Raw genomic sequence first — 25125 nt, 5'->3', positions numbered from 1 at the left:
CCTTATCCATATCAAAAACTCGATAGATAAAATATTTTAACAAACCTCTGATTTTACTGGAGATGATAACAATAGAGATCTTATTCAAGCAGTAATCAATCATCAATTCATATCACCCAGGATTAAAACATGGCTAAGAACCAAGAAGTGACACGCCAAGCACTGAATGATCAGGCTGCTCGCCAACTGGCAAATGCAACCAAAACCGTTCCTCAACTCTCAACAATTACACCGCGTTGGTTGACGCATTTATTACAGTGGACACCCGTGGAAGCCGGTATTTACCGAGTCAACAAAGTCAGCAATACAGATGATATTCAGGTTGCCTGCACCCAACGTGATGAAGCAACACTTCCACAAACCTTTGTGGATTATGAGCTTAATCCCCGTGAATATTTCTTAAACGGTGTTTCAACCGTACTGGATATCCATACTCGCGTTTCTGACTTATACAGTAGTCCCCACGATCAAATCAAAGAACAATTACGCCTCACGATAGAAACCATTAAAGAACGACAAGAAAGTGAGTTGATCAACAACCCTGAATATGGGCTGTTGGCGAGTGTTGCAGATGAACAACGTCTTTCAACCTTGACAGGCGCACCAACACCCGATGATTTTGATGATCTATTGCGCAAGGTTTGGAAAGAACCTGGGTTTTTCTTGGCGCATCCTGATGCAATTGCAGCATTTGGTCGTGAATGTACCCGTCGTGGCGTACCACCACCAACAGTCAGTTTGTTTGGCTCACAATTTATTACATGGCGGGGTATTCCACTCATCCCTTCCAATAAAATTCCAGTTGAAGATGGTAAAACCAAAATCATCCTGTTACGTGTCGGTGAGAAACGTCAAGGCGTTGTAGGGCTATTCCAACCCGGGCTTGCAGGTGAACAAGCACCAGGGCTCTCTGTACGCTTTATGGGCATTAATCGTAATGCCATCGCTTCGTATTTGATTTCATTATATTGCTCACTTGCCGTACTTACAGATGATGCTCTTGCTGTACTTGAAGATGTGGAGGTAGACAAATACCATGACTATCCAACAAGCTATAAATAATTCATCTGTCATCAGCAACACTGCCGCACAAGAAGCGCCAATCAATGAATCTGTGATTGCACAGTTGGCAAATGAATTGTTTGCAGCACTGCCAGAGCAGAAAAAACAAGCGCTAAATTTTGAGCTGCCTGATCAGGCGTTTGGGCAGAGCCATCCACCACAACCCAAGGATCCAATAACAGCCTTATCAGGTCGTATCCCTGCTATTGTGCATCAGGCGCATTTAAATCCGAGATCAACGCAACATTATGTAGAACCTACTTCAGATCATCCTGAACGTCGGATTCTATCTTCAGCGCCAGTCATTGGAGGTGCGCATACGCCAGAGCCATTCACAACCATACCAGATTTGGATTTGGCCTTAAATTCAACGTCTACACGACCTTATAGACCACAGGTATTAACAGCATCGACAACACCAGTGCAATCGCCTTTTTATTTTTTAGATTTTACTCAAGCTGAAAGCATCGATGCTGAAAAGATTCAACACAACATCAACCAAACAGAAAGAATTAAAAATTCCTATGCCTTTGATGATTATCATGTGACAGATGACCATCATCTAAAAAGTTCAATACCAGATCGCAACGATAAACCTGCCACAACAGAATCGGGCTATTACTTTATTCAATCGTCCACCACTGAGGCGGCCCGCTCTCATCCAGATTGGCAAATTCCGACTCAGACTCGGAATGATCAACCCTTGGATATTCTGCAGATTCGAAAAGACTTTCCAATCTTGCAAGAACGTGTCAATGGTCAACCATTAATCTGGCTCGACAATGCTGCTACCACCCATAAGCCACAGGCAGTCATTGATCGAATTGCTTATTTTTATCAGCATGAAAATTCAAATATTCATCGAGCGGCCCACGAACTTGCAGCACGTGCCAGTGACGCCTACGAACATGCACGTGATGTAGTTGCCCGCTTTATTGGTGCTGCTTCCGCTAAAAATATTATTTTCGTGCGTGGTACAACCGAAGGCATTAATTTAATTGCAAAATCTTGGGGAAAACAAAATATTCAAGCGGAAGATGAAATCATCGTTTCTCATTTGGAACACCATGCCAACATTGTCCCCTGGTATCAGTTGACTCAAGAGACAGGTGCCAAGTTACGGGTTATCCCTGTCGATGATACAGGTCAGATTCAGATTGATGAGTTTATTAAGCTCCTCAATCCAAAGACCAAGCTTGTTTCAATTACCCAAGTATCCAATGCTCTTGGCACTGTCACGCCAACGCAAGAAATCATCGCTTTAGCACATGCTGCTGGCGTGCGAGTCTTGATTGATGGCGCTCAATCTGTTTCCCATGTTCCGACCAATGTCACCACTTTGGATGCTGACTTCTTTGTGTTCTCTGGACACAAAGTGTTTGGTCCTACGGGGATTGGTGCTGTATATGCCAAATCAGAATTACTCGACAGCATGCCCGTTTGGGAAAGTGGCGGCAATATGATTCAGGATGTCACCTTTGAACATGTGATCTATCAACCTGCTCCGAATAAATTTGAAGCGGGTACAGGAAACATTGCTGATGCTGTCGGCTTAGGCGCCGCCTTAGAATATATTGAACGAATCGGCATCCATAATATTGCACGTTATGAACATGATTTGCTCGAATATGGTCAGCATGCATTACAAAGCATTTCAGGCCTGCGTTTAATTGGCACAGCACTAAAAAAAGCAAGTGTGATGTCCTTTACCCTTGCAGGCTATGAAACAGAAGAGGTTGGGAAAGTTCTGAATCAGTATGGCGTTGCTGTTCGAACGGGGCATCATTGCGCACAACCGATTTTACGCCGTTTCGGAGTTGAACGCACAGTACGCCCATCGCTGGCATTTTATAATACCACTGAAGAAATAGATGTTTTAGTATCTGTCTTACATCAATTAAGACGGGCTAAACCGCATCGGTCTGCATTTTCAAATTGATGAATATGCAAGCAGCTCTTCTAGCGAATCACATGCTAGATATTTAGCATGTGATTGTTAAAATTTTCAAACCAATCCACCCTCACCAACCCGATCTATAAATCATCATCGATTGAACTCGTTCAATTTAAAATCTGGGTATTTTTAATGATCTCCAGTACAAACACTGAGCGTTTAGTCGATATAACAGTATTGCAGTTAATTTAACAATCATGGACTTGAGCTTAGTAACGCAAACCCAGATACTGTCTAAAAGTTAAATCTTGTACCACAGCTATGTTTTCAATCAAAAAAATTCTCATTTTAAGCAGCCTAGTTATCACAACTCAAAGCTTTGCACTGCCACAAGACTCACGTCGTGCAGGTGGTATTGCGGTGATTCCTGTTGCTAAAACAGTTTCAGATGTTCGTTATCAGGATAAGCCCGTCTTAGTCGTTGATGGAACCGGTTCAGTAAAGCATATTGTATTCGGTATCCCGCTCTCCGCGCCTCTTGGCACCTTGCAGTTGCAAAGCGCCAGTGGTCCAATCAATATTGAAATTCAACCATATAAGTATGCTGAGCAACGCCTTAATGTAAAGAATCAGGATTACGTTAATCCAAATCAACAACAGCTTGATCGTTACAGCCAAGAAGCCAAGGAACAAAATGACATCTATAGCTCATTTACCACGGCACAATGGAAAGATTTCCCAAATTTTATCCGACCTACAACAGGTAAGTTCAGTAATTCATTCGGTCGCAAACGTTTCTTTAATGGAGAAGAACGTGCACCACATTCTGGATTAGATATCCCTGCACCAATTGGACAAAAAGTCATTGCACCTGCTGCTGGAAAAGTGGTTGCCACTGGCAATTATTTCTTTAATGGCAATACTGTCATGATTGATCATGGACAAGGTCTAATTAGTATGTTCTGCCACCTCAGTAAAATAAATGTTGAGAAAGGACAAATATTAAAACAAGGCGATTTGCTTGGTCTTGTGGGTAAAACAGGACGCGTAACAGGACCACATTTACATTGGGGAATGAGTCTCAACAATGCACGTGTCGATCCCCAACTTTTTCTCACACACTAATTTGCTCAAAAAGATCAGGAAATTAAGTTCATTTGATCACTGAAAATAGCTTTTTAGGAGAAAATACACATTTTGTAATAATTTATTTTATTTAATTTTGACTCCACTAGTCACGTTTTATAAATGCTAAAAAATAAAAAAAAGCCAATAAAACTATTGGCTTTTTTTAGATTTATTTTGTTATTCAGCAGCAATAATTTCATAATCGTGAGTAATTTCAACACCGCCATCAGATAACATTTTACTCGCTGAACAATATTTTTCAGCTGATAATTCAACAGCTTTGGCAACCTGCTTGTCTTTTACATCATGCCCTGTCACCACAAAATGCAGATGTATTTTAGTAAATACTGCGGGAATGGTGTCTGCACGTTCAGCTTTGAGCTGACAAACAACATCCGTTACATTTTGTCTCGATTTCTTTAAAATGGTCACAATATCAAACGAAGCACACCCACCAAGTCCCATTAATATCAATTCCATAGGACGTGGTCCACGGTTTTCACCACCATATTCGGCAGAACCATCCATAATAATTTGGTGACCACTTTCTGAATTTGCTTGAAAAGCAACATTCTCTAACCAATGAACGCTAGTTTGCATTGCAACTACCTAAAAAAAGCTATAAATTTACAGGGTACCTGTACACTAGCATAAAATGAGTTGATAAGGAATTTCATCTCTACTGCTTCTACGTGACGAGTTCAATTTAGATCAAAAGATCTAGTTATTATCCAATTCGGAATTTTTAAGCATGTCTTCTAATTTTGCACAACTTAGTACAGATGCTTTGTCACCTGGTCAATTACCTGAGTCAGTCAAAGCTTTGCTCAAGAGAGCCCACATCAATCGTTTTCCTAAACGCTCAACAATCATTGATGCAGGTTCAGAGTCAAAATCACTGTATTTAATTTTAAAAGGTTCAGTTTCAATTATTTTACGCGAAGATGATGAACGTGAAATTGTTGTTGCTTATTTGAACCCTGGGGATTTTTTTGGAGAAATGGGTTTATTTGAGCAGAACCCACAACGTACAGCCGAGGTCAGAACACGTGATATATGTGAAATCGCTGAGATTTCATATGATAACTTCCATGAAATCAGCAAACAGTATCCTGACCTAAGCTACGCAGTATTTGCGCAATTGGTTCGTCGTTTAAAGAATACAACACGCAAAGTGACCGACCTTGCATTTATTGATGTATCTGGGCGTATTGCACGTTGCTTGATCGATCTTTCTGCACAACCTGAAGCGATGATTTTACCAAATGGTCGTCAGATCCGTATTACCCGCCAAGAAATCGGTCGCATCGTAGGCTGTTCACGTGAAATGGTGGGGCGCGTGTTAAAAACACTTGAAGAGCAAGGCATGATCGAGACTGATGGTAAAGCCATATTAATTTTTGATGCATCTTTAGAAGAGTCAAAATTCTCTGAAGATGAATATAACAATGACGATGAATAAAATTTAAAAGTTGATTTGAGACGTTAACATCACCAGTTTTTTGGCTTTGATAATTATCAAAACTCTCAAAATAACACCATCTCTATATTGTTTAAAAGCAAACTTTCGAGTTTGCTTTTTAAGTCTACACTCAACACTTTTGTCCCTCTTGCCGATGCCCTGTTGACATGATTATTTAAATAGCAAGATCTGTAGGCCTTTCAAAAATAACTGATGTTTAAGTTAAAATTGAGCAGTCATGCAGAGCATATTGCAAACAAGTGAAGAGAATAGTGAGACTATATTTCAAATTTTATAAGCTATGCTGAGCGCCCTCCAAGCAAGAACCAACCAGGCTTAATTTGCAGCCTAAAGTGCAGTGAAGAACTTTCGTCATTTTGCAGCTTCGACTCGATCTTGAGAAATAATGTTTCTCATCATTTAGAATGACTAATTTGCTCTTTCCACCTAGCATTAGCTAAAAAACACCTGTAGCCGCAAACACAGTCGAATTTTCAACAGCTCCTACTGGTTTATAAGATTTTTAGATAAACTCATCTTCTTTTAATCATTAGAAAAAATAATTTCAACAGTTTATCAAATTTTATTTCGTTATTATTCTCATCAGAGATTAAACACACTTATAAAGGATCTGACATGAAATCAAATCGCCTAGGTCATTCTGATTTGGTCGTACCTGAAATTTGTTTAGGAACCATGACTTTTGGTGAACAAAATACTCAAAATGAAGCATTTGAACAGTTTTCCTATGCACTTGATCAAAATATTCATTTTTGGGACACAGCAGAAATGTATCCCGTTCCTCCTAAACCAGAAACTCAAGGTTCAACAGAAACCATTGTTGGTAATTGGATTGCCCAGAATGGTCAACGCGACAAACTGATCATTGCTACAAAAATCGCCGGACCACAACAAGGTGGCAGTCAAATTCGTGATGGACACACTAAATTTATTGCTTCAGAAATCAGTTCAGCAATTGATGGCTCATTAAAACGCTTGCGCACCGATTATATTGACCTATATCAGCTACATTGGCCACAACGCCCAGCGAACTTCTTTGGTACATTAGGCTACGGCAACCAGCAAGCGGCATTGACTCAAGACATTACCCCACTTGCCGAAACATTAGAAGCACTTTCAAATGAGGTTAAAAAAGGACGTATTCGCCATATTGGCTTATCCAATGAGACGCCTTGGGGAACCTTAAAATTTTTACATCTCGCAGAGCAATTGGGATTAGAAAAAATTGTCAGTGTTCAAAACCCATATAGCTTATTAAATCGCACCTATGAAGTCGGTATGTCTGAAATTGCACAGTTTGAAAATGTTGGATTACTGGCTTATTCACCACTTGCATTTGGCTACCTGACTGGGAAATATCGTCATGGTGCACGACCTGCTGATGGGCGTATTAGTTTATTCTCTCGTTTTAGCAGATATACCAACCCTCAAAGTGATTGGGCAACAGAACAATATGCATTACTTGCCGAGAAACATGGTTTAAGTCTAACCCAATTGGCTTTGGCATTTGTTAAACAGCAATTCTTTGTTCATAGCACCATTATCGGTGCAACACAGCTTTCACAACTCAAAGAAAATATTCATGCTTTTGATATTCAATTACCCGAAGAAATCTTAACGGAAATTGAAAATATCCATAAACAGCAACCTAATCCAGCACCTTAGTCTGATTAAGATTTTAATACATATACTCAATCATGCTACTGATTCAGAAGCCAATAAAAAGGATGCCTCAGCATCCTTTTTAATCAGACATATAGACCACTCAGTCTTATTTTCCACCGCGTGCGTTATATACGGCCATCGCAGCTGCTAGATTCTTTTTCATCGCATTGATACGGTTCGCATCTGATGGGTGTGTTGATAGCAATGCAGAGCCTTGAGCACCGCCCTGTTTTGCCATTTTTTCCCATAACGTGATCGCTGCTTGCGGATTATAACCTGCTTTTGCCATCATCATTAAACCGCCTTCATCTGCACGGCTTTCCAAGCTACGAGAATAAGGTAAACCTACACCTACTTGACTTCCCAAATCAATTGCAGCGTTACCCAATTCTCCAATTTGGCTACCTGCATAAGATTTACCAATGTTTACTGCAAGATTGGTCAGCGCTTGCGCGCCTAATTTCTGTTTCGAATGCTCTTCTAAAGCATGGGTCATCTCATGCCCCATCACAGCAGCCACTTCTGCTTCAGATAAATTAAGTCTGTTGACAATTCCTGTATAGAAAACAACTTTACCACCTGGTGCAACATAGGCATTGATCTGATCTGACTTAAGTACAGCCAACTGCCAATCAAATCGTTGTCCTGTTTGGTTCATCTGATCCGCATAAGGTTTTAAGCGGATAAATGCCGCATTTACCTTTTTATAGGTTGCAGAGGTTGTGTCTAAAGTTTTATTTGCACGTGCTTCTTGCACAGTTTTATTAAAACCCAGCGTCGCATTTGAATTCAATGTTGCAGAATCTGCACCTGCCATATCAGCAATAGTTGTACATCCAGAAATTGAAATCGCAGTCGCAGCACATAGACTAAGTATTAATTTATTGTTCATTATAATCAACTCCATAGAGAACAAATAAAAACGTTGTGAATTATATGCAAATGTTACATGAGGATAAATCAATAAATTCCATTAATTCATATTAATTGTGTAAGTAAAAAGCCTACAAAAACTGTACTATTAACCAATATATGAGACAGATTACATTCAATGCCAAATATATATTTTTTAAAGGAATAATTTTAGTTTCCAACAGCGTGTCATTGCGTTTGATAAATAAAAATGCATTTTGAAGCAAAATTACAGGCACCAAGATACAGGCAATCATTACACTCAATCCCAACAGGGCTTGAGCGACAATATTTGGATCGTTGGTTTGAGCTTGAATGATGAGCATGGCGATCGTCGGTGCACCGCCCATCGCAAAAATCAGCGAATAAAATATCGTTGAGGATATATTCTTTTGCATTCTACAAACTCAATCTTTCTCTAAACCTACATTCTATCAAGCCAGGTATAAAAACCTAACCTAAATCATTTTCGACTTTAGTCTTTTATTTCAAAGAAAAAGCCTGAATAACGTCAGGCTTAGGTCTTTTCCACTTTTCAATTATTTTTTGATTGCAGCTTTATACACCTGCTTCGCTTCCACCATGCTCTTATTTAAATCTGAGATACGGTCATTATTCGATGGATGAGTAGAAGTAAATTTCTGAACACCATTGTTACTGCCGCCATCAATTTTGTTCATTTTTTGCCAAACACTGATTGCTGCTTCTGGGTTATATCCTGCTTTCGCCATTAGCATCAAACCACCACGGTCTGCAGAAGATTCCAAACTCCGTGAATAAGGTAGACCTACACCGTATTTACTACCAATATCGAGCGCTTGCGAACCCATCGAACCTAATTTATCGCCTGCATAGGTTTTACCCATCTTCACGGCAAAATCAGTGATTGCTGTAGCTCCTGCATCACGTTTAGAGTGCTCTTCTAAAGCATGTGTCATCTCATGACCCATAATCGCAGCAATTTCTGCATCTGTTAACTTAAGCTGGTTAACGATGCCTGTAAAGAACACCACTTTCCCGCCTGGCATGACAAATGCATTGAGTTCATCAGATCTCAACACACTTAACTGCCAGTCAAATTGTTGACCAGTTTTATTTGCCTGATCTGCAAAAGGCTTCATTTTCAGAAAAACAGCATTCACACGTTTATAAGTTGATGATGTTGTATCCAGTGCTTTTTGTGCCTTTGCATCTTCAACCAGCAACTTATAATCCGCTGCTGCATTGAGGTTTAATGTTGCAGAGTCATTACCCGTTAACTCAGCAACCGTGGTGCAACCTGACAAACCAACCACTAACCCTAATCCAAGTAATACATTCTTGTTAATCATTATTTTCACCAAAGCTCATTAGTCTTTATGTAAACTCCAACACGGAGTTCAACGTTTAGCGCCCGAATTATGTTGTATTTTGTTAAAAAAATCAAAATAAATCACATTTTATTTAAACCCAAAAATATATATTTATAAAAAAAGCTCCCGAAGGAGCTTTTAAAGTATCTGCATATTAAGCATCAAATGGATGACGCATCACAATCGTTTCATCACGGTCTGGGCCCGTAGAAATGATGTCGATAGGACATTCAATTAACTGCTCAATACGTTTCACATAATTAATTGCATTTTGTGGCAATTGATCGAGTGATTTCGCACCGAAAGTCGATTCAGACCAACCTGGCATTGTTTCATAAATTGGTTTTAATGTCTCAAATGCAAGCGCATCTGTAGAACCCACACAACCTGAATCCGCAGCTTCATAGCCTACACAGATTTTTACTTCTTCCAAGCCATCTAAAACATCAAGCTTGGTTAAGCAAATACCTGACAATGAGTTTACATCTACAGAACGACGTAGAATTTCTGCATCAAACCAACCGCAACGACGCTGACGACCAGTAGAAGCACCAAACTCAGAACCTACAGTTCCTAAGTGTTTACCAATCGCATCACCAACATCATTGGCAGCATCATAAACAAGCTCGGTTGGAAACGGTCCAGCACCTACACGAGTGGTATAGGCTTTAGTAATTCCAAGAACATAATCAAGATGCAATGGACCTAGACCTGAACCTGAACTCACACCACCTGCTGTGGTATTCGATGAAGTTACATAGGGATATGTGCCGTGATCAACATCCAATAATGAACCCTGAGCACCCTCAAACATGATATTTGCACCCTCTTTACGATAGTCATGCAAAGTCGTGATCACATCCAATACTAATGGTTTAATCACTTCACGCCATTGGTCACAAAGCGCAAGTACATCTTCTACTTTAACTGCCTCAACACCGAAGAATTGAGTTAATTGGAAGTTATGGTACTCAAGAAGTTCCTCAAGCTGCGCTTTAAGATGGTCACCGCCACGTACCAAATCCGCAACACGGATTGCACGACGGGCAACTTTATCTTCATACGCTGGACCAATACCACGACCAGTTGTACCAATCTTGGCATTTCCACGTTTTTTCTCACGTGCCTGATCAAGTGCGATATGATGCGGAAGAATCAATGGGCAGTTTGGAGAAATACGTAGACGTTCACGAACAGGTACGCCCTCTTTCTCTAAAATATCCATTTCTTTGATCAATGCTTCAGGTGAAAGCACAACACCATTGCCAATTAAGCAAAGTACGTTTTCACGTAAGATACCTGATGGAATGAGGTGAAGAACTGTTTTCTTACCACCAACGACGAGTGTATGACCCGCGTTATGTCCGCCTTGATAACGTACTACCGCAGCTGCTTGATCTGTGAGCAGGTCAACGATTTTACCTTTACCTTCGTCGCCCCATTGGGTACCGAGTACCACAACACTTTTGCCCATAATAGCCTCATTACATCATGCTGTTAAAATAGAAAACCAAATAAAGTGACATGAACACTCTATTCGATCATTAAATTGTTTCGATTTTCCACTCACCTGCAACATTTACCAATTGGTGTGTTGCGTTTGGAACTGAGTTTAAATCGTCATTACCCAATAACTGAATTACACTTAAACCTTGTTTACGAGTCGTCTCAATCGCGTCAAGTAAATCAGCAGCTGTTCCCTTAGGCGCAACCACTTTTTCAATCTGTTGATGTTTCCCTGCACTTAAGACATACAAATCACAGGAAAAACCTGTTGCTGGACGCGCACGTCCAAAATGCTCACCAATACCATCATAACGACCGCCTTGCGCCAATGGTGCAGCACGGTTTGGTGCATAAACCGCATACATTAGACCGGTGTGATAGTGATATGAACGAAGTTCTACCACATCAATCCCAATATTGAGATTTGGCCAACGTGCTTGAATTTCGGTAAATGTAGTTTTAAGCACATCAAAAGCGTGTTTGAATGCGTCATCCGCAAAAATGTCTGCACTGATATGCGCTTGCAAAGCATCTAAATCACTTGCATAACGACCTAATGCGTAAAAATCAGCACCATATTTTAATTCTTGAGTAAATTCAGCAAGTTCTGGTAATGCCTTGCGTTGGTATAAGTCTGACAACTGACGTTCTGTTGACTTATTTAAACCTGCAAGCTTAACCAAACTTCTAAACAGCCCAACATGCCCTAAATCAAGATGGATACCATCCACCATATCCGCTGTTTTAATCAGATTAAGCATGACGTCAATCATTTCAACATCAGCATCAATACTGTCTGAACCAAATAATTCCGCACCTAGCTGTAAAGGTGCTCTCGTGGTATTAAAACCTTGTGGTTTAGTATGAAGTACTGTTCCTGCATAGCAGTAACGCGCCACACCCTGTACTTGATGTACATGGGCATCGATACGAGCCACTTGTGGTGTCATATCGGCACGCACACCAAGCAAACGACCAGAAAGCTGATCGATGACTTTAAAAGTGGCTAAGTCTAAATCTTGATTCGATTCGGAAAGAGAAGAAAGTGATTCGATGTATTCGATGAATGGCGTATACACCAGCTGATAACCTCGGGATGCGAGGAAATCTAAAGCTTTACGGCGCAATTGTTCAATTACTTGCGCTTGCTCTGGTAATACATCAGCTACACCATCAGGTAATAACCATGTCTCTGAAATGGGCATGTTGTAAACCTAAATCCTGTCAGCGCGGAAGTAATCCGCATAAAAAAATCGGGAACACACCCGATTTCTCTTATTTTAGCACGATCATTTAGACCATGCATTAATAAAATGACGTTTAAGGATCGGATTATTGATTCATAGCATCCCAATTTGCGCAAAAAAAATTATTTTTGTGTTTTCAAGAATACAAGATATTGTATTTATTTAAATTTTCATTATTAAACTGATTGCTATTTATATAATTCAAAATATAATTTACCTGCTTAGAAAAGCAGCATCAACATGACTAAATTATTAAAATTGGGGAAAAACATGGAACTACATAGCAATCTCTACTACACACATTCAAATCTACAGATAAGACTTAAAATCGATGATTTGTTTAAGCAACATCGTGGGGATCAGAATAAGTTTATTGCCTCAGCTATCACGCTCAATCCTGAATTGGGACAAGAACTTGCAGAAGACCTTTTAAACACAGTAGATAACATTGAATTTGATTTAAGTCCTGAGTCCTTTCATGCTATTGATGACTATTCAATTGCGCATTTTGTTCATGGTTCTTCAGGTGACGAGTTTATCGAAGCAATTATACTGTTCTTAAAATCACTCCTACCTGAAATTGATGTACGTGCATGGGGATGTGGTGATGATGATCCTTGGGAGTTTTGGTTTAAATTCGAAGAAGATGAATTAATCCGTGAAGATGATGAACCATTCAATGATCCAGAAGAAGATCAAGAGATTCAATCCTCAATATATACATGGTGGCACGAAGGATTACCTGAAAAAATCAAAGAAGGTTTTTTAAATCAAGAATAATAGAAGACCTTTTGATTTAAAATGGGAAGTGCAACAGTGCTCATCGTTTTGCACTTCCTTTCATTTTGACTATTTTAAATAATCATCAATACTGATCACCTGTGAAAACATCTGAAATGCAGATAAACATGCTGTCTGTACATCTTCAGCCTGTACTGTTTTACCTGCATAGCTTAGCTGGCGTGTTGCTGTTGCTTCTGCAATGATAATCGGTTGATAACCTAGTTCCGCAGCCGCACGAGATGTTGCATCGACACACATATGTGTCATCATTCCACTGATAACCAAGTGATCGACATTCAACTGATCAAGCACTTGCTTTAAATCTGTTTGGAAGAAACTATTGGGATAGTGCTTTTCAATAATGATTGAGTTCTGATTAGTCTGTAAGCCAGAATGCAATTCTGCGCCTTCTGTACCCTCTTCAAAAAAGCTGGCTTGCGCTTGTTTGGCAATATGCTGAATATAAATGATCGATTGAGCTTTCTTGATAAAATCAGCTTCCAATCGATTGATTTGCATTAAAGCCTGTTGAGCGCCAAACAATTCCATCTTTCCTTGTGGAAAATAATCATTTTGGACATCAATAACCAATAAGGCAGTATGGCTCATTTTCATTCTCACTATTTGTTGAAGTTTTTATAAGATTAGGCCAAACATCTAGCAGTTTGCAGTCTATCGTGAAAGAATAAATCCCAATAAACTTTCAAATTGAAAAATTGTCAAAATCACCATGCTGCCCAAAGACCCTATCGATCTAAAAATCTTACAGATCCTGAAAACTGATTCTCGCCTCAGCAATAAAGAAATTGGGAAACTTGTCCACCGCACTGGACAAGCAGTTGGAAGCCGTATTGCTAAAATGCAAGATGAAGGTGCAATCCAAAAATATACGGTTGCTTTGAATCATCCCTCAACTCAGTTTATACGGGTGATGATGCAAAATAATGATTTTGAAAAATTTGAAGTATTTGTTATGCAGTTTGCCGCTGTCGAAAGTTGTTATAAAGTCTGTGGTTCTGCTTGCTATATGTTAGTGGCTCATTTTGACAGTCAAGCCATCAATCACTTTATTGAACAGCTGTCTGAATGGGGGCAATATTCAGTTGATAGTGTTGTAAAAACAATAGAACCACAAGCCTAATTTTTAGTATCAAAATTATGTTAGAATAAACAAATGAAATCTTTAGAAAAACGCCAACAGCACAGTAAATTATTAAGCTTAGTCCTTAGACATCAACCAGAAAATATTGGAATCCAACTTGATTCTGAGGGTTGGACTGATGTACATATACTTTTACAGCAACTGATCAAGTACAAAAGACCGCTTAGCCTTATCGAATTGACTGAAATCGTTGAAACCAGTGATAAAAAACGCTTCCAATTTTCATTGGATCAAAGCAAAATCCGTGCGGTACAAGGTCATTCAAGTGCTCAGGTTAAACGTGCTTATACTGCTACCCCTCCGCCTGAAACACTTTTTCATGGGACTGCAACGCGCTTTGTAAACAGTATTTTAGATCAAGGTTTAATTTCAGGTGAACGTCATCATGTTCATCTGTCTACCGATCAAACAACTGCAGTTAAAGTCGGACAACGACATGGCAAAGTGATTATTTTTCAGATTGATACGCAAAAAATGCATCAAGACGGCTATCATTTTTATCAAGCAGAAAATGGAGTTTGGCTCACTGAGCATGTTCCTGCAAAATATTTACAACAATTAGCACAGTCGACTAATCACTAATCTAAGGGCAAAGCTGTGGTTTGTTTAATTTTTTGCAGCGGGATTTCAGTTTTTACATTTTGTATTCCTGAAATTTTATTTAAATGATTGACTTGAAACTTTCGATATGCTTCTAAATCAGACACAACAATACGCAAGAAAAAATCACAATCACCCGCCATCAGTTGACACTCTACAATCTGTGGAATATTCATAATCGTGTCGATAAAACAGTTTACAGTTTGCTCATCCTGACTTTTCAACCAGATCCGTGCAAAAACTGTCAAACTGAGATTGACTTTTTGTGGATTTACCAGCGCCACATACTGATCAATGATTCCCTCATCTTCGAGCTGTTTTACCCGTCTCAGACAGGGTGAAGCAGATAACCCGATCTGTTCAGCCAACTCATTATTCTGCAATTTTCCATTTTGCTGTAAAGCACGTAAAATACGACGATCTGTTTGGTCTAATTTCATAAACAAAATTTTAGTATATAAATTTAAAAAATAACATATTTCAGCAATATTATTGCAAAATAACTTTTATAAGCAGAAATTTTAGCGAAAAATAGCCTATCAATTGGCATAAAATAAACAACCACTGTATTTTTTCAACTTTGAGTGATTCATGTCAAGTTTTAAAAACTCCGCAGCAGAGCTGAATGATTCTATTGATTTCAGAGAATTTTTACGCGGGCTTAAAACATCTATCCCCATGTTGTTAGGGATTATCCCTTTTGCATTGGTTCTGGGAACTCAAGCCGCTCACAAAGGCTTCTCCGCACTCGAAGTTCCTTTACTGACTGGTCTCAATTTTGCCGGTGGTTCAGAATTTGCCATTATTGAAGTTTGGACTCAACCACCACAGCTTCTTTTTCTGATTTTAATTACCTTTTTGGTCAATAGCCGGCATATTTTAATGGGTGCTAGTTTAGCACCTTATATTCGACACTTACCCAATCACAAAGCCTTACCTCTGTTGTTTTTTATGTGTGATGAAAGTTGGGCTTTAAGCATTACCGATGCCCATAAACAAAATCCTCGAAATCCATATGCTGGATTCAGTGTGTTCTTTTATATCGGACTGTGCTTTGCATTGTATGTGATGTGGGTTGTTTTCACCACAATGGGCGTTGGAATCGGCTCTTTTCTTGGAGATGTCACCAAATTTGGCTTTGACATGGCATTTCCCGCTGTATTTTTAGTGCTCTTACGCGGGATGTGGAAAGGTTTTAAACCGGCATTACCTTGGTTGGTTAGCCTCATCGCTGCCGCTTTGGCTTATTCCTTTTTACCCAAAGGCTGGTACGTTTTGGTGGGTTCTGTTTCTGGAATCATTGCTGCTTTCGTGTTTATTGGAGATGAAGAATGATTCATATGACCACCTTTATCGCAATTCTATGCGTTGGTTTAACCACATATCTCACTAGAATTTTAGGCTATTTGTTGTTAAAAAACCGACAGCTCAGCAAAAGAACCACACGTATTTTACAAGTCATTCCAGGTTGTGTACTGATCTCAGTCATCGCACCCTATTTTGTCTCAGATGATCCAGCCAACCTGATTGCAATAGCCGTGACCTTATTGGCTGCCTGTTACTTGTCCCTGCTTCCTACAGTCATGATCAGTATTGTTACCACAGCTATATTGAGATACTTTATCGTATAAAGAATCTCAATGGATGAGGCTGTTGATTGTTTATCAATCTATGCATTTCTCTGTACCTTTAGGGTTGCTTATTCTGTTGCAGTATTTTAATCAGTTCAGCATTTTGAAACTCAACCTGAGTCAACCGATTAGAGGTATTGTCCAAAACTTCTTGTTGTACATGCATCTTTTTGGCTAAATCCTGCATAATTTGCAATGTCTGCTTAAGGTGATTCTCCTGCGATTGAATCAAATGTTGTTGATGATTTGTTCGCTCAAATAAAACAATATTTTGTTTATTGAGCTTCCCCATTTGCCAGACAATAAAAATAATTGCCAGATAAATAACCACCAAGGTGATATATATGAAAGACATCAACTTCCCCTAAGTATAAGATGTGAATCAGCTTTATTTTAACAATGATAGAATAGTTTTAAGGTGATAAATTCTGATAATCATGTATTCATTTTCATCACTGTTGACAGCAGATATGCATCAATAGAATGACTCGCATAAATCCAATAAGCGGTTGGCATATCCCCATTCATTGTCATACCAAGCAAAAACTTTGACCTGCTGCCCCACAACAAGTGTTTGGGTTAAATCAACAATCAATGAATACGGAGAATGATTAAAATCGCTTGAAACCAATAATTCATCCGTCACTGACATAATTTCAGCATAATCATATTTTGCAGCTTGGACTAAGGTTTGATTAATTAAATGTGCCGTTACTGGTAACTTTGCGATAAAACTTAAATCGATTGCAGCCACATTAATCGTAGGAACTCGAATTGAAAATCCATCAATTCGATTTGCCATTTTTGGCATCACCTGCTTCAATGCACCCAGTGCTGAAGAGGTCGTTGGAATAATGTTCTGCCCTGATGCTCTTGCCCGGCGCAAATCTCGATGTGCATGATCCAATACAGATTGGTCCGCAGTAACAGCATGAATTTCTGTCATCAGTGCACTTTCTATGCCAAAGGCATCATCAATGATTTTAACCAATGGAACCAGCGCCTGGGTGGTACATGAAACACTGGAAATAATCTGATCAGTGGCTTTCACTTCATGGTGATTGACACCATATACAATTGCGGCATCAACCGTATCAAACGGTGCAGCGCCAATAATGACACGTTTAGCGCCTGCAGTTAAATGCTGTGTAGCAGCAACTCTCGAGCGAAATAAACCTGTACACTCTAAAACGACATTGATCTCTAAATCTTGCCAAGGTAACAATGCTGGATTTTCTTGTCTTAAAATAAGGACTTTAAGTTTTATCTGACGAGCATCAATGGACATATAAAGCTGTCCATTCTCCTCAACAATATTGACTGCCCCATCAAAACGTCCATGTGTCGTGTCATATTTAAATAAATGAACCAATGTTTCAACATCTGCAATATCATTGATGGCAACAATTTCAAAATGAAAGTTTTTCGGATTTTCAAACCAAGCTCTTAATACATTTCGCCCAATCCGCCCGAATCCGTTTATTGCCACACGTTGCATCAGATGTCCTTTTACAGCCAAACTACCATAATCAGTGATATGGTATAAGATTTATGGTCACTACTGTTAATATATAGCTGACTTTATCAAGAAAAAATTCGAAAACAATAGATTTTAAAACATCATTGGATAAAAAAATGTATTCATCTTTACTTACCAGAACTTTTAATCAACATTTATTTTATGGTGGCTGTATTGCGATATGTGGTTTTATATTTATCCCTCTCAGTTATGCCCAACAGATCAATGTTCAAAATACTTATTCACGATGTAGCGAAGCACAGACTCAGCAATTGGTTAACAAAATTAAATCGATTTCCCCACAACAGAAAGATATGCGCTATCCATCATTTGAAAGCTGTATAAATCTGGATCAAAATCGGCAATTAATCGCAATGAGTCAACCCACTCATATACCGTCTGGCTATGCAGATTACAACTTAGATCTTTATTTGATTGACAATACATCTGAAAAAATTCTAAATCACTATCATTATCCGATGGAGATTACTTCAGAGATCGGTCAGTATGAAAACTTACAATTTGATATTCATCGCTTTTCTACAGACAAAGCGACACCCGTTATTGGTCTAGCCTTAACCTACAGGCATTTAGGCAGGATCGACATAAAAATACGTGAAATAAAGTTATTCAAACTCAACAATCACCAAATGCAATTGGTTTTAGATAAATTTATGACCAATTACTCAGGTAGCGAAAGACCGTCGATGTGTGAAAATAATAAACAAATCGAGACTCAAATTTTACTTCATCCTTTAAAACAGAACAGTCATGGTTTAGCTGACATCCAACTCACTGAAAAAACAGAGCGCATAACACTTGACGAAAAAAATTGTAGTACCGAACGTATTGTCAAAAAACAACGTCATATCATGAAATTTGATGGAAAAACATATCATTTTAAACATCTTAAATTTTTAGATGTTGGAATTTAATTAGATTTTGAACTTTTAGAGATGATCACATGAAAAGATTACAGATTTCAATTGGCATGATACTGATTTTCATATCTGGTCATGTGTTCGCAGCTTCCTATCAACGATGCTCAGCGCAACAGCAGCAACAATTGATTGACCAATTTAAATTGGTCAATCAGCGTTTTGCCCAAACAGATGCAAAAACATATCAAAGCTGTATCAATTTAGACAGTGAACAAAGACTTCAGTTGATTACCATTAGCCAACCGATTGCTTATAAATCTTATGATGATATGGAACATGATCTGAATTTATATCTGATAGACACCACTCAGCATAAAATTCTGCAAAAGTATAAAGCACCCGAAACTTTTTACTCCGATGCAGATCATTATGATGGTGCCCAACTGCATACCCCCCGTTTTTCAACATTAACTGATATGGATGTCGTGGGTATCGAAACTTCATCGTCGCATCAAGGTGGCTTCACTTATAGTCACAGTAATTTAACTTTATTTAAAGTTAATCCTAAACTTCCTATTAAAGAAATCGGGGGCATCAGTATGAATGATAGCGGTGATGAACGAATTGGGAACTGTCCTGAAAATAGCAATTCAGAAGTCAGACGTATCCTGATTTTATCAAATAAAACGACTCATGGTTTACAGGACATCATATTAAAAGAAACTAAAAACCAGACCAAAACCGACTATAAAACATGCAAAACCCTGAAAAAACAGTATAAGCAACAACAAACGCTTAAATTTGATGGTCAAGCCTATAAATTTCAGCATCACAACTTTTTAAGTATCGATCCATTTTAATTTGCGTTAAATATTGTAATGACAATCTACGGGAGTCTAAATTTCATAGATTTTAAACCCCATTTGGACCAAAGTCGCAATTGTATAGAAAAACCAATAATTCACCTTAAAATCATTGGTGGAGCGTGTATTTTCCGTTATACTTTGGCGTTTTTAAAAATTAAGCCTGTGTGCAGACTGAGCAATAAAATTAGACTCAGTGACACACTTTTAGCCAATATGAAAATTGAGGAGTGACTTGGTTGTGAGTACTCGTTTTATGACTACTGCTGAAATACGTGAAGCATTTTTGCGTTACTTTGAATCGCAAGGACATACACGTGTCGCGTCGAGCTCACTTGTACCCGCCAATGACCCTACTTTGTTGTTTACCAATGCAGGCATGAACCAGTTTAAAGACTGCTTCCTTGGTTTAGAAAAGCGTGACTATGTTCGTGCAACAACTTCACAAAAATGTGTCCGTGCAGGTGGTAAGCATAACGACTTGGATAATGTGGGTTATACAGCACGTCACCACACTTTCTTTGAAATGTTAGGTAACTTTTCTTTTGGTGATTACTTTAAACATGATGCGATCCGTTTTGCATGGGATTTCCTAACAGGTGAAGAATGGTTAGCGCTTCCAAAAGACAAACTCTATGCCACTGTTTATCATACAGATGACGAAGCTTTTGATATTTGGAACAAAGAAATCGGTCTAGATGCGAGCCGTATCATCCGTATTGGTGACAATAAAGGTGAAAAATACGCATCTGATAACTTCTGGGCAATGGGTGATACAGGTCCTTGTGGTCCTTGCTCAGAAATTTTCTTTGATCATGGCGATCATATCTGGGGTGGCTTACCGGGTACACCAGAAGAAGACGGTGACCGTTTTATTGAAATTTGGAATAACGTCTTTATGCAGTTCAACCGTACTGCGGATGGTGTCTTGCATAATCTTCCTGCGCCATCTGTCGATACAGGTATGGGCTTGGAGCGTATTTCTGCTGTTTTACAACATGTCAATTCAAATTACGAAATTGACTTGTTCCAAAATCTATTAAAATCTGCGGCTGAAATTATCGGCGTAGATATGAGTCAAGCACAAGCCGAAGCGCAGTCACAAAATAAACCAATTGAATACCCTGCTTCGCTTAAAGTGGTTGCAGATCACGCGCGCTCATGCTGTTTCTTAATTGCTGATGGTGTAAACCCATCAAACGAAGGTCGTGGTTATGTATTGCGTCGTATTATTCGTCGTGCTATACGTCACGGTAATAAAATGGGCGCAACGGGTACCTTCTTCTATAAAATGTTGCAACCACTTATTGATGTCATGGGTGAAGCTTATCCAGAATTGGTTGAGCGTCGTCAAGTCATTGAAAATGCTTTGATTCGTGAAGAAGAACTATTTGCAAAAACACTTGAACAAGGTTTGAAATTACTAGAAGGTGAATTAGCAAACCTGAAAGGTAAAATCATTCCGGGTGAAACTGTCTTTAAACTTTACGATACCTACGGCTTCCCAACTGACTTAACTGCAGATATTGCACGTGAACGTGAACTCGAAATTGATGAGGCAGGTTTTGAAGTTGAAATGGCTGCACAACGTCAACGCGCACGCGAAGCAGGCAAATTTGCAGTTGATTACAATAGCATTGTAAAAGTAGACAGCGAAACTCAGTTTGACGGCTATGATGCAACTCAAGGTCAGGGACAAATTGTTGCGATCTATAAAGATGGTATTCAAGTTGACGAAGTCGTTGAAGGTGATGAAGCATTGATCGTGCTTAACCAAACACCATTCTATGCAGAAAGCGGTGGTCAAATTGGTGACACGGGTATCTTTAAAAATGAAACAGGCATTTTTGAAGTTCAAGATACCAAAAAATCAGGTAATGCATTTGTTCATCAAGGTATTGTCACTGTAGGCAGTCTAAAAGCAACTCAGCGCGTTGAAGCTATTGTGAAAGCTGACATCCGTGACGCTACTGCACGTAATCACTCTGCCACTCACCTTTTACATGCGGCATTACGTCAGATTTTAGGTGAACATGTTCAGCAAAAAGGTTCATTGGTTGCCTCTGATCTTTTACGTTTTGACTTTGCCAATGACCAGCCTGTCAGCTTCGAACAACTGCAACAAGTTGAACGTTTGGTGAACCGTGAAATTATAGCCAATACTGCTGTATCTACAGAACTTCTCGGCATCGAAGCAGCCAAAGATAAAGGCGCAATGATGTTGTTTGGTGAAAAGTATGGCGATGAAGTTCGTGTTTTGTCTATGGGCTCACTGAAAGATGAGAAAAATTTCTCGATCGAGCTGTGTGGTGGTATCCATGTAAAACGTACAGGTGATATTGGTTTATTCAAAATCACTTCTGAAGGTGGTGTTGCTGCGGGTGTACGTCGTATTGAAGCTGTTACAGGCATTAAAGCACTGGATGTCGTACAAAAAGTAGATGCTGATATTCTTCATATCAACGACCTACTGAAAGCGCAAAAAGATCAGACTGTTGAAAAAGTTGAAGCAGCTGTTGAAAATGCACATCAACTTCAAAAACAAATCGAACAGTTGAATCAAAAATTGGCGAATTTCCAAGCGTCCGACTTGATCAATCAAGTGACTGAAATTGCGGGTCGTCAAACATTAATTGCCACAGTTCAAGGACAAGATGCGAAGTCAGTTCGCCATCTTCATGACAGTGTCAAATCCAAATTAGATAATGCAGTGATCGTGCTTGCAGGTGTTGAAGGTGACAAAGTGAGCCTGATCGCATCCGTAGCAAAAGATTTCACTGTGAATCTAAAAGCAGGTGACATCATCAAACACTTAGCAAATGAGCTTGGTGGTAAAGGTGGTGGTAAACCTGACTTAGCACAAGGTGGCGCGCCACTAAACGAGAAGTTTGAACAAGTGATGACAGATTTAACTGCGTGGCTTGCTCAAAAATAAAACTTCACCTTTTGTGTAACTGACTCTAATGCCAATTAGAGTCATGGCTTATATGGAACAACTATGGCATTAATCGTTCAAAAATATGGCGGTACTTCTATGGGTACTCCCGAGCGCATTTTAAATGTTGCTCGTCGTGTAAAGCGTTGGCATGACCACGGCCACAAGGTTGTAGTGGTTGTATCAGCAATGAGTGGTGAAACCAACCGCTTATTGGCTTTAGCGAAAGCCATTACCGAAACCCCTGATCCTCGTGAATTAGACCAAATGGTGTCTACGGGTGAACAGGTAACGATTTCAATGTTAGCAATGGCGCTCAATTCAATTGGTGTTGAAGCTAAGTCACTTACAGGTCGTCAAGTAGGGATTAAAACCGACAGCGCATTTACCAAAGCACGTATCGAATCTATTGATACTGATGTCATGACTGAACATTTAGATGCCGGTCGTGTGATTGTTGTTGCAGGTTTCCAAGGTTTTGATGCTGAAGGTAATACCACAACTCTAGGTCGCGGTGGTTCAGATACTTCTGGTGTTGCATTGGCTGCAGCATTAAAAGCAGATGAATGTCAAATTTATACCGATGTTGATGGTGTGTATACCACTGACCCGCGTGTTGCACCTAAAGCCAAAAAAGTTGATCGTATTTCTTTTGAAGAAATGCTTGAAATGGCATCTCTTGGTTCTAAAGTCCTACAAATTCGTTCAGTTGAATTTGCAGGTAAATACCAAGTGCCTTTACGCGTATTATCAAGTTTTGATAATGACAATGATGGCGCATTCGATGAAGACTTCAAAAAGAATGTCGGAACACTAATCACCACTGAAGCGGAAGACAGTATGGAACAGCCAATTATTTCTGGTATCGCATTTAACCGTGACGAAGCTAAATTAACAATTTTAGGTGTACCTGATGAACCAGGTATTGCTTCTAAAATCTTATCGCCAGTTGGTGCTGCAAACGTTGAAGTGGATATGATTATCCAAAACGTTGAAGAGGATGGTACGACTGATTTTACCTTTACGGTCAATCGTAGCGAGCTTAAAAAAGCCAAAGCAATTTTAGAAGAAACCGCAACCGCCATCGGTGCACGCGAAGTTGCAACACGTGATGATATTGTGAAAGTGTCGATCGTAGGTGTGGGTATGCGTTCTCACGCAGGTGTTGCGAGTAAAATGTTTACCGCACTTGCCGATGAAGGGATCAATATTTTAATGATCTCTACTTCTGAAATTAAAATTTCTGTGATTATTGAAGAAAATTATCTCGAACTTGCTGTACGTTCTCTTCATACTGCGTTCGGTTTAGACCGTGAACATGGCGAATCGAGTGCGCGTGCGTAATTTTTGATCAAATATAGCAACTTATTCGCTGTTTTGACCAAGAAAAAATCGGAGCCACTATAGTGTTTTCTATAGTGGCTCTGTTATATTAGTTTTTGAGGTTTTAAAAAATTTCAACAGAGGGGTGAGAAAGTGAAAAACTTGTCACATTATTCTGTTAAAATTATCGGTGCTATTTAAAGTTGTGTTTTCTATTTTTTGTAGAAATTCATCGCAGGTTTAGCGTTTAAGCAAGGAGATAAACATGCTGATTCTGACCCGCCGTGTCGGAGAAACTTTGATGATTGGGGATCAAGTCAGTGTTACTGTGCTTGGTGTTAAAGGCAATCAAGTTCGTATTGGTGTTAACGCGCCAAAAGAAGTTTCTGTACATCGCGAAGAAATTTATCAACGTATTCAACATGAACGTGCTATGCACGAACATTTGCAACATATTGATCAAGATTATCAACCTTCCTATGAAGATGATAATTCACAAAACACTTATAATCGTTAAGATTATAAATGTTTTGAAATATAAAGCGGCTATATAGCCGCTTTAAATTTATTTAAACCTTCGGTAAAAATATCATTACTTTCATTCAAGACCTAAAGCCCTTTTAACAGGTGCATAACTACGGCGATGTTGATCAATGACCCCATGTTCAGCAATCGCATCGAAGTGTGCTTTGGTTGGATAACCTTTGTGTTTTGCAAAGCCAAATTGGGGATACTGTTTGTCTAAGTCCACCATCTCATGGTCACGGGTCACTTTAGCCAAAATACTTGCTGCACTGATTTCATCATGGAGTGCATCCCCCCCCACCACAGCCTCACAGCGCATAGCCAAGCCTTTTGGAACTTTATTTCCATCGACGAGCACATGTTCAGGAACCAGCTTTAATGCTTCTACAGCTCGGCGCATCGCCAATAAAGAAGCCTGCAAGATGTTTAACTCATCAATTTCTTGATGTGTCGCCTCTGCAATCGCCCAAGCAAGTGCTTTTTCTTTGATTTCAATAAACAACTTTTCACGTTTCTTTTCAGTCAATTTTTTAGAATCATTTAATCCCTCAATGGGATTATTTGGGTCTAAAATAACAGCTGCGGCTACTACAGACCCAACTAATGGACCTCTCCCCGCCTCATCAACACCAGCAACTAACATATTCTTCCCTA

Annotated in this window: 26 protein-coding genes; 15 read left to right on the top strand and 11 right to left on the bottom strand. The window is 39.2% G+C overall.

All coding sequences use genetic code 11. The annotated features are described in order from the left end of the window. Positions 1 to 129: 129 nt before the first annotated feature. From OSH00_RS04115 to OSH00_RS04105, 3 genes are all read left to right on the top strand, one after another. On the top strand, positions 130 to 1062 hold the full coding sequence (locus OSH00_RS04115; RefSeq protein WP_266129367.1) for a family 2A encapsulin nanocompartment shell protein: 933 nt from the start codon (positions 130 to 132) through the stop codon (positions 1060 to 1062). Next, positions 1037 to 3001: a family 2A encapsulin nanocompartment cargo protein cysteine desulfurase gene (locus OSH00_RS04110; RefSeq protein ID WP_266129366.1), complete on the top strand. Its 1965-nt coding sequence runs from the start codon at positions 1037 to 1039 to the stop codon at positions 2999 to 3001. Before OSH00_RS04115 ends, OSH00_RS04110 begins: the two co-directional genes overlap by 26 nt. 276 nt (positions 3002 to 3277) lie before the next feature. Beyond that, positions 3278 to 4081 (top strand): peptidoglycan DD-metalloendopeptidase family protein, encoded by an 804-nt coding sequence (locus OSH00_RS04105; RefSeq protein WP_266129365.1) that lies wholly within the window; start codon positions 3278 to 3280, stop codon positions 4079 to 4081. 180 nt (positions 4082 to 4261) lie between these two features. Here the strand turns inward: OSH00_RS04105 and OSH00_RS04100 are convergent, their stop codons facing one another. Further along, positions 4262 to 4684 (bottom strand): OsmC family protein, encoded by a 423-nt coding sequence (locus tag OSH00_RS04100; RefSeq protein WP_004831156.1) that lies wholly within the window; start codon positions 4682 to 4684, stop codon positions 4262 to 4264. A 151-nt stretch (positions 4685 to 4835) separates the two neighbouring features. Between OSH00_RS04100 and crp the strand changes: the two genes are divergently transcribed. Then, positions 4836 to 5546, top strand: coding sequence for a cAMP-activated global transcriptional regulator CRP (gene crp / locus OSH00_RS04095; RefSeq protein ID WP_196076822.1), 711 nt, complete (start codon positions 4836 to 4838; stop codon positions 5544 to 5546). A gap of 636 nt (positions 5547 to 6182) precedes the next feature. Continuing rightward, positions 6183 to 7232 (top strand): NADP(H)-dependent aldo-keto reductase, encoded by a 1050-nt coding sequence (locus OSH00_RS04090; protein WP_196076823.1) that lies wholly within the window; start codon positions 6183 to 6185, stop codon positions 7230 to 7232. Between the two features lie 106 nt (positions 7233 to 7338). On the opposite strand, the gene OSH00_RS04085 is transcribed toward OSH00_RS04090, so the two are convergent. The 5 genes from OSH00_RS04085 to OSH00_RS04065 form a co-directional block, all read right to left on the bottom strand. Then, positions 7339 to 8124 (bottom strand): M48 family metallopeptidase, encoded by a 786-nt coding sequence (locus OSH00_RS04085; protein ID WP_004831159.1) that lies wholly within the window; start codon positions 8122 to 8124, stop codon positions 7339 to 7341. Positions 8125 to 8236: 112 nt separating this feature from the next. Then, positions 8237 to 8542: a hypothetical protein gene (locus tag OSH00_RS04080; protein WP_266129364.1), complete on the bottom strand. Its 306-nt coding sequence runs from the start codon at positions 8540 to 8542 to the stop codon at positions 8237 to 8239. A gap of 141 nt (positions 8543 to 8683) precedes the next feature. Next, positions 8684 to 9475 carry a M48 family metallopeptidase gene (locus OSH00_RS04075; protein ID WP_196076826.1) on the bottom strand — a complete coding sequence of 264 codons (792 nt, stop codon included), beginning with the start codon at positions 9473 to 9475 and terminating at the stop codon, positions 8684 to 8686. Positions 9476 to 9650: 175 nt separating this feature from the next. After that, complete coding sequence (locus OSH00_RS04070) at positions 9651 to 10970, bottom strand: adenylosuccinate synthase (RefSeq protein ID WP_266129363.1); 1320 nt, start codon at positions 10968 to 10970, stop codon at positions 9651 to 9653. Positions 10971 to 11040: 70 nt separating this feature from the next. After that, a complete protein-coding gene (locus OSH00_RS04065) occupies positions 11041 to 12207 on the bottom strand; it encodes an ATP phosphoribosyltransferase regulatory subunit (RefSeq protein WP_266129362.1) in 1167 nt (388 codons plus the stop codon). A gap of 312 nt (positions 12208 to 12519) precedes the next feature. Here OSH00_RS04065 and OSH00_RS04060 point away from each other — a divergent pair, with 312 nt between their 5' ends. Next, complete coding sequence (locus OSH00_RS04060; RefSeq protein ID WP_266129840.1) at positions 12520 to 13029, top strand: hypothetical protein; 510 nt, start codon at positions 12520 to 12522, stop codon at positions 13027 to 13029. A gap of 69 nt (positions 13030 to 13098) precedes the next feature. Here OSH00_RS04060 and OSH00_RS04055 read toward each other — a convergent pair whose 3' ends face one another. Beyond that, positions 13099 to 13641 (bottom strand): cysteine hydrolase family protein, encoded by a 543-nt coding sequence (locus OSH00_RS04055; RefSeq protein ID WP_266129361.1) that lies wholly within the window; start codon positions 13639 to 13641, stop codon positions 13099 to 13101. Between the two features lie 121 nt (positions 13642 to 13762). Between OSH00_RS04055 and OSH00_RS04050 the strand changes: the two genes are divergently transcribed. After that, positions 13763 to 14173 (top strand): Lrp/AsnC family transcriptional regulator, encoded by a 411-nt coding sequence (locus tag OSH00_RS04050; protein WP_266129360.1) that lies wholly within the window; start codon positions 13763 to 13765, stop codon positions 14171 to 14173. Between the two features lie 33 nt (positions 14174 to 14206). Continuing rightward, on the top strand, positions 14207 to 14776 hold the full coding sequence (locus tag OSH00_RS04045) for an RNA 2'-phosphotransferase (RefSeq protein WP_266129359.1): 570 nt from the start codon (positions 14207 to 14209) through the stop codon (positions 14774 to 14776). On the opposite strand, the gene OSH00_RS04040 is transcribed toward OSH00_RS04045, so the two are convergent. Continuing rightward, the gene (locus tag OSH00_RS04040; RefSeq protein ID WP_266129358.1) at positions 14773 to 15234 is read right to left on the bottom strand and encodes an Lrp/AsnC family transcriptional regulator; all 462 of its coding nucleotides are present in this window, start codon (positions 15232 to 15234) and stop codon (positions 14773 to 14775) included. The two genes, OSH00_RS04045 and OSH00_RS04040, sit on opposite strands and share 4 nt — an antisense overlap. 151 nt (positions 15235 to 15385) lie before the next feature. Here OSH00_RS04040 and OSH00_RS04035 point away from each other — a divergent pair, with 151 nt between their 5' ends. Both OSH00_RS04035 and OSH00_RS04030 read left to right on the top strand, forming a co-directional pair. Beyond that, entirely contained in the window at positions 15386 to 16129 is a 744-nt protein-coding gene (locus tag OSH00_RS04035) for an AzlC family ABC transporter permease (RefSeq protein ID WP_266129357.1), read from the top strand. Further along, the gene (locus tag OSH00_RS04030) at positions 16126 to 16425 is read left to right on the top strand and encodes an AzlD family protein (RefSeq protein ID WP_266129356.1); all 300 of its coding nucleotides are present in this window, start codon (positions 16126 to 16128) and stop codon (positions 16423 to 16425) included. The genes OSH00_RS04035 and OSH00_RS04030 overlap by 4 nt, the downstream gene beginning before the upstream one ends. Before the next feature lie 58 nt (positions 16426 to 16483). On the opposite strand, the gene OSH00_RS04025 is transcribed toward OSH00_RS04030, so the two are convergent. Continuing rightward, positions 16484 to 16780, bottom strand: coding sequence for a hypothetical protein (locus OSH00_RS04025; RefSeq protein ID WP_266129355.1), 297 nt, complete (start codon positions 16778 to 16780; stop codon positions 16484 to 16486). A gap of 120 nt (positions 16781 to 16900) precedes the next feature. Further along, positions 16901 to 17923, bottom strand: a complete 1023-nt coding sequence (locus tag OSH00_RS04020) for a type I glyceraldehyde-3-phosphate dehydrogenase (protein ID WP_266129354.1) — start codon at positions 17921 to 17923, stop codon at positions 16901 to 16903. 137 nt (positions 17924 to 18060) lie between these two features. Between OSH00_RS04020 and OSH00_RS04015 the strand changes: the two genes are divergently transcribed. The 5 genes from OSH00_RS04015 (at position 18061) to csrA (ending at position 24463) form a co-directional block, all read left to right on the top strand. Beyond that, positions 18061 to 18879: a PA3715 family protein gene (locus tag OSH00_RS04015; RefSeq protein ID WP_266129353.1), complete on the top strand. Its 819-nt coding sequence runs from the start codon at positions 18061 to 18063 to the stop codon at positions 18877 to 18879. 29 nt (positions 18880 to 18908) lie between these two features. Continuing rightward, positions 18909 to 19685 carry a PA3715 family protein gene (locus OSH00_RS04010; RefSeq protein WP_266129352.1) on the top strand — a complete coding sequence of 259 codons (777 nt, stop codon included), beginning with the start codon at positions 18909 to 18911 and terminating at the stop codon, positions 19683 to 19685. A 244-nt stretch (positions 19686 to 19929) separates the two neighbouring features. Next, entirely contained in the window at positions 19930 to 22623 is a 2694-nt protein-coding gene (alaS, locus tag OSH00_RS04005) for an alanine--tRNA ligase (protein ID WP_266129351.1), read from the top strand. Positions 22624 to 22686: 63 nt separating this feature from the next. Continuing rightward, a complete protein-coding gene (locus tag OSH00_RS04000) occupies positions 22687 to 23967 on the top strand; it encodes an aspartate kinase (protein ID WP_196076844.1) in 1281 nt (426 codons plus the stop codon). A gap of 244 nt (positions 23968 to 24211) precedes the next feature. After that, positions 24212 to 24463 carry a carbon storage regulator CsrA gene (gene csrA / locus OSH00_RS03995; RefSeq protein WP_196076846.1) on the top strand — a complete coding sequence of 84 codons (252 nt, stop codon included), beginning with the start codon at positions 24212 to 24214 and terminating at the stop codon, positions 24461 to 24463. Positions 24464 to 24544: 81 nt separating this feature from the next. On the opposite strand, the gene rnhB is transcribed toward csrA, so the two are convergent. Continuing rightward, positions 24545 to 25114 (bottom strand): ribonuclease HII, encoded by a 570-nt coding sequence (rnhB, locus tag OSH00_RS03990; protein WP_266129350.1) that lies wholly within the window; start codon positions 25112 to 25114, stop codon positions 24545 to 24547. Between the last annotated feature and the right edge of the window lie 11 nt (positions 25115 to 25125).

Source organism: Acinetobacter nematophilus (assembly GCF_026344175.1).
Lineage (GTDB): Bacteria > Pseudomonadota > Gammaproteobacteria > Pseudomonadales > Moraxellaceae > Acinetobacter > Acinetobacter nematophilus.
Note: the sequence above shows the minus strand (reverse complement) of the source record. Positions and strands in the feature narration are given on the sequence as shown.